Origin of the sequence: Sanguibacter inulinus, from assembly GCF_013415325.1 — a bacterium.
GTDB lineage: Bacteria > Actinomycetota > Actinomycetes > Actinomycetales > Cellulomonadaceae > Sanguibacter > Sanguibacter inulinus.
On the sequence record NZ_JACBYE010000095.1, the window covers coordinates 1 to 5,069 of the forward strand.

The 5,069-nt window shown below is 71.7% G+C and carries 3 protein-coding genes; all 3 read right to left on the minus strand.

What is annotated here, in order from left to right:
* Positions 1–17: 17 nt before the first annotated feature.
* Entirely contained in the window at positions 18–962 is a 945-nt protein-coding gene (locus tag HZZ10_RS18935) for a LacI family DNA-binding transcriptional regulator (protein ID WP_308507625.1), read from the minus strand.
* Positions 963–974: 12 nt separating this feature from the next.
* Positions 975–3,584, minus strand: coding sequence for an FAD-dependent oxidoreductase (locus HZZ10_RS19745; protein ID WP_228087829.1), 2,610 nt, complete (start codon positions 3,582–3,584; stop codon positions 975–977).
* A 175-nt stretch (positions 3,585–3,759) separates the two neighbouring features.
* Positions 3,760–5,069, minus strand: a 1,310-nt coding sequence (locus tag HZZ10_RS18945) for a sugar ABC transporter substrate-binding protein (RefSeq protein WP_306526238.1), incomplete at its 5' end; no start/stop codon positions are given.

The following is a 5,069-nucleotide window of genomic DNA, read 5'->3' on the forward strand; positions in this document are numbered from 1 at the left end:
TCCCTACCCCGCCGTCCCTACCGCGCCGTGCTCTCCCGGGCCCGGAGGGTGAATCCGACGACCACCTGCTCGACCGGGACGTCGGCGGCGGGTGGCGCGGCGATCTGACGCTCGAGCAGCATGAGCGCCGAGTCGACGATCGCCGACTTGTCAGGTGCCACGGAGCTGAGCGACGGGGTCGCGAACTCGGCGCCGCTCACGTCGTCGATGCCGATGACGGCGACGTCCTCAGGGACGCGCAACCCCCGGACGTGCAGCTCCCGCATGACCCCGAAGGCCACGGAGTCGTTCGAGCAGAGCACACCGTCGGGCGGCTCGTGAGCGTCCAGCAGCGTGCGCATCGCCCGCTGGCCCTCGTGCGAGGTGAAGGCGCCGACAGGTCCGACCAGGTCCGAGTCGACCTCCCACCCCTGGGCCTGGACGGCGTCCCGGAAGCCCGCGACCCGCCTGTCGGCAGCGTCGGACGGGGTCGTGTGCCGTGGCCCCACGACGGCCAGGCGGCGGCACCCCCGCTCGACGAGGTGCAGGGTGGCCGCCAACGCCGCCGCCCGGTTGTCGATGGTCACGTGCGAGAACGGGCTCGACACGATGTGCTCCCCGAGCAGCACGAGAGGCCCGGGCGAGGTCCGACGCGTGAGGTCCGCGACCGTCAGAGACCGCGGGATGTGGATGAGCCCGTCCGTCGGGGGCAGCCCGACCCCGTTCGCGACGGTCACCTCACGCTCGTGCACCCCGGCGGTCTGCTGGATGAGGATCGACAGGCCGCGCGCCTCGGCTCGGCGCACGAGCAGGCCGGTGAGCTCGGCGAAGTAGGGCTCTTCGAGGTCCGGCACAGCGAGGGCGACGAGACCGGTCCTGTCACGCCGGGCCAGCGCCGCACCACGCGACGGCGTCGTCGCCTCGTCCTCCTGCACCCTGCCGCCCCTCGTCTGAGCCTTCGTGTCGCGCGTCTGGTAGGTCACGGTACCTCCAGCTCAGGCCTGGGCCCTGAGTGCGACGACGCGCGCCTGGGGCGTCCCGTTCGTCGCGGTCACGACCACCCGTGCCGCGCGCAGCCGCGTCGGGGTGGGGAGCCTGTGGACCCGGCGTCGCCAGCGGTTGTCCGTCTCGTCGGCGACGACGGTCCAGGTCTCGTCCGCGAGGTCCGTCGAGGGCTCTGTCGCCGGCGCCCCACTGGGCGCAGTGGCGGGTGCCTGTGCCTCGTCTCGGTCGCCAGCCGGCGCGCCCTGCGCGTCGGCCGTCAGCACCTCCACGCGGTAGTCGCGCACCAGCTCGGGGATGGTCTCGTGCGGGGACCTGTGGTGGTGCAGGGTGTTGAGCTCGAGGTCGACGTCGTCGTCCAGGACGAGCACGAGCTCGCTGACCTCGACGGGCTCGTCCCAGTCGAGGCGCAGCCACTCGGGCGTCCCGGGCGACATCGGCACCGAGGCCCACATGCTGGGTCCCCCGTAGGGCCTGTTGCCGCCCGAGGTCGCCCGCTCTGGCGCGAGCGCCTCGGACTCGGGGTGGGCGACGAAGCACACCGAGCGTCCGCGCAGCGGCCGGGTGGGCCACTGCACGAGGAGCTCCGACTGGCTCACCTCGACGTTCTGGTCGTCCGAGGCGGCACCGTGGACCAGGGTGAGGACACCGGGCGGCAGAGGATCGGTCAGGTGCACGGTGATCGACGGGTCGGCGCGCAGGACGACGATCGCGGTCTCGGGGGAGCCGGGCTGGTAGTCCAGCTGCGCGCGGACCCATCTCGCCTCACCGGCCGGGACCTCGACGCTGGTCGTCACCTCGAGCCGGGACGGGACCACGTTCTGGGGCTTGCCGGTCGACCACACCTCGACGACCAGCGGGGAGGGGGGTGTGCGGTGGGCGGAGGTTGCGCTGTCGGGAGAGGCTGCGGTGTCCCGTGAGGCTGCGCTGTCGGGAGACGCCGCGTCGTCACGGGTGACTGCGCCGTCGACCGGGGCCGCACCGGCGACAGCATGTGTGCCTCCGACAGGATCCCCGCCGCCCGCAGGTTCGAGCACAGCCCGCGACACCAGCAGGTCGATGCTGTCGAGCCGTGGGTGCACGGGCAGGACGATCCCGAGGTCGTCGACCAGCGGGTGCGGCGTCGCCCGGTTCTCGGCGACGAGGTCGGTGGGTGGGGCTGGGACCTGGGCTGCGCCAGGCGCCGTGCCTCCGTCGCGACGTTCCCCGCCCCCGAACGACCGCCCCGGCCCGGTGCCGATCGACGACAGGGTGCTCGACGCCGTGACGCGTGCCGTGCGGGCGTGGTCGTCCGGGTCGTCGTTGACGGCTCCGATGATGGGCGCGTCGTCGCGCAGCAGCGCGCGGCGCAGCTCGGCGAGGTGGTGGGTCCCCAGCTCGCGCGGGGTCACTGCGTGCTCGACGCACAGCGCGGCCGCCGTCCCGGCTGCCTGGCCGAGGGCCGCGCAGGTCGCCATGACCCGGCTCGCGCCGAAGGCGATGTGCGTGGCCGAGATGTTGCGTCCCGCCACCAGCAGGTTCGAGGTGCTCGCCGGGTAGAGGCACCTGTACGGGATCTCGAAGACCCCGTCGGAGAACCTCTGGACCGCCCCAGAACCCTCGTGGTACATCCCCGCCGCCGGGTGCAGGTCGATCGACCACCCGCCGAAGGCCACGGTGTCCGGGAACGACGTCTGCTCGACGATGTCGTTCTGCGTCAGCGTGTAGTCGCCGACGAACCTCCTGTACTCGCGCTTGCCGGGGACGTTGCCCACCCACTCGAGGGTGAGGGTGTCGGCGTCGAACTCCCCGGAGTTCTTGATGTAGTCCCAGATTCCCAGGATCACCGAGCGCAGCTCGTCGCGGATCGTCTCGTTGTCGTGCACGGTGTCGAGCTCCCCGCCCCACTCGACCCACCAGTAGTGCGCGCCGGAGTCCCCGCTGCGGATCACCCGTGACGTCGGGATCGGGGTGTCACGGATGTCCTTGGCCGACTCCGGTGCCACGTACTTCACCGGGAAACCGAGGTCCTTGGTGTAGAAGAGCAGCGTCGAGCCGAGGAACTCCTCGACGGGCTCGTCAGGAGCCCACTCCTCGTCGAACTCCGAGCGGGCCTCCTTGCCCAGCCTGTACCGCGCCCCGGCGAGGTGCCCCACGAGCCCGTCCCCCGTGCAGTCGAGGAAGACCGGTGCGCGGAAGGTCGTGAGGATCTCCGACCCCATGGTCCAGCCCGTCACCGTCTCGACCCGGCGCGCGTCCTCGGGACCAGAGGCCACGACGTCGCGGACGTCGGTGTTGAGGAACAGCCGGATGTTCTTCTCCCGGCGGACGGTGTCGAGCACCACGTCGTCCCAGTAGACCGGGTTCCCCTCGGGGTTGCGGAACTGATTCTCGACGTACATCTCGCCGATGATCCCGGTCTCGCGCGCCCACCGCTGGTTGCCGTGCGCTGTCGCGCCGCACACCCACACCCGGACCTCGGAGGAGGAGTTCCCCCCGAGGACCGGGCGGTTGTTGATCAGGACGACGTCGACCCCCCGGCGTGCAGCCGCGACGGCGGCGCAGACCCCGGCGAGGCCACCTCCGACGACGACGACATCGGCTTCGACGACTTGCTTGAGCATGAGGATCCTTCGTAGGTGCTTCGTGGTGCGGGAGATGACGGGTGGGGAGGGGGGCTGCGGGAGCGCGGGGCCCGCTGAGCCCTGGAGAGCGAGGCCAGCTCCTCGCAGGCCAGCGAGCCCGGCTCAGCCGAGGACTGGGCCTGCTCGCAGCTCCTCGCAGGGCGGCGAGACCGGCTCAGCCGAGGAGGGCCTGGGCCTGCTCGCCGGCCTCGCGCATGGCTGTCGCGGCGTCGCTCGACCCGACGAGGACGGCCTGGACCTTCTCGGCGATGACGGCCTCGACCTGCGCGTACTGCGGGAAGGCCCAGAACGGGTTCGTGGTCGCCGTGGCGGTGATCTTGTCGCCGAAGTCCTTGGTGAAGGTGTCGTTCGTGACGACCTCGGAGGTGAGCGCCGCCTCGGTCGTGGGCGGCAGGCCGAGCTTGTCGAAGAACCCTGTGGTCGCCGTGGTGTCGGAGGTGATCCACTGCGCGAACTCGGCTGCGGTGCCCGCGCCGGGCCCGTCGACGACCACCACGGCGTGGCCCCAGACGAAGGCGCGCGGGTCGTCGCCCGCCGCGAGGACAGGCCGGGATGCGGGGGCGAGCTTGCTCTCGAAGTCTGGGTCGGGCGAGTCGGCGACGACGGCCCCGCGACCGACGATCGCGTCGTCGTAGATCGCGGCCTTGCCCTGGCTGAAGAGGGCACGGGCGTCGAAGCGGTCGACGTCCGGGGCGATGAGCCCCTGGTCGTAGAGCTTCTTGTACCAGGTGACGGCCTCGACGCTCGCGTCGTCACCGATGGTCACGGTCCCGTCCTCGACGAGCGGGCTGCCGAAGGTCTGCATCCAGATGAGGATGTCCTTGAGCTGGGCGACCTTGGTCGACGCGGCGTACGGGATCACGCCGCCGCCGATCCCCTTGAGCTCGAGGAGCGCCGCCTCGAAGTCCTCGATGCCAGACGGGACCTCGCTGATGCCGACCTTCTCGAGCAGCTCGGTGTTGGTCACGAGGCCGATCGCCCCGATCGTCCACGGCAGGCCGTACTGCGCGCCGTCGTACCGGCTCGCGGCGAGCGCGGCGTCGGTGTACCCGCGGCCCTCGGCGAGGCCGGAGAGGTCTTGCAGCTTGCCGAGCGCCGCGAGCGAGCCGAGCCACGCGACGTCGACCTGCGCTGCGCCGGAGAACTGACCGCCGCGGGTCTGCAGGGTCAGCTGGTTGAGGTACTCGTTGTACGGGTAGGACACGGGAGAGATGGTGACGCCCTTGTCGGCGCCGAAGGTCGACATGAGACCTTCGATGACGGGCTTCGGGTTCTCCTCGGACAGGGACCACGACGAGAACGAGAAGTCCTCGGTGGCTCCTCCTGTCGTAGCGGCGGGGGCCGGGGCCGTCCCGCCGGACGGGGCGCACGCGGCGAGGCTCCCGAGGGTCACGGCGCCGGCGCCGAGCCCCATCAGTCGGAGCATGCTGCGGCGGGTCAGCTGGTCGGTGCGGGGCAGGTGGG

What these genes read in the sequence shown, in the direction of transcription:
- HZZ10_RS19745 (WP_228087829.1), bottom strand. Translation starts at nt 3,584, where the DNA reads ATGCTCAAGCAAGTCGTCGAAGCCGATGTCGTCGTCGTCGGAGGTGGC.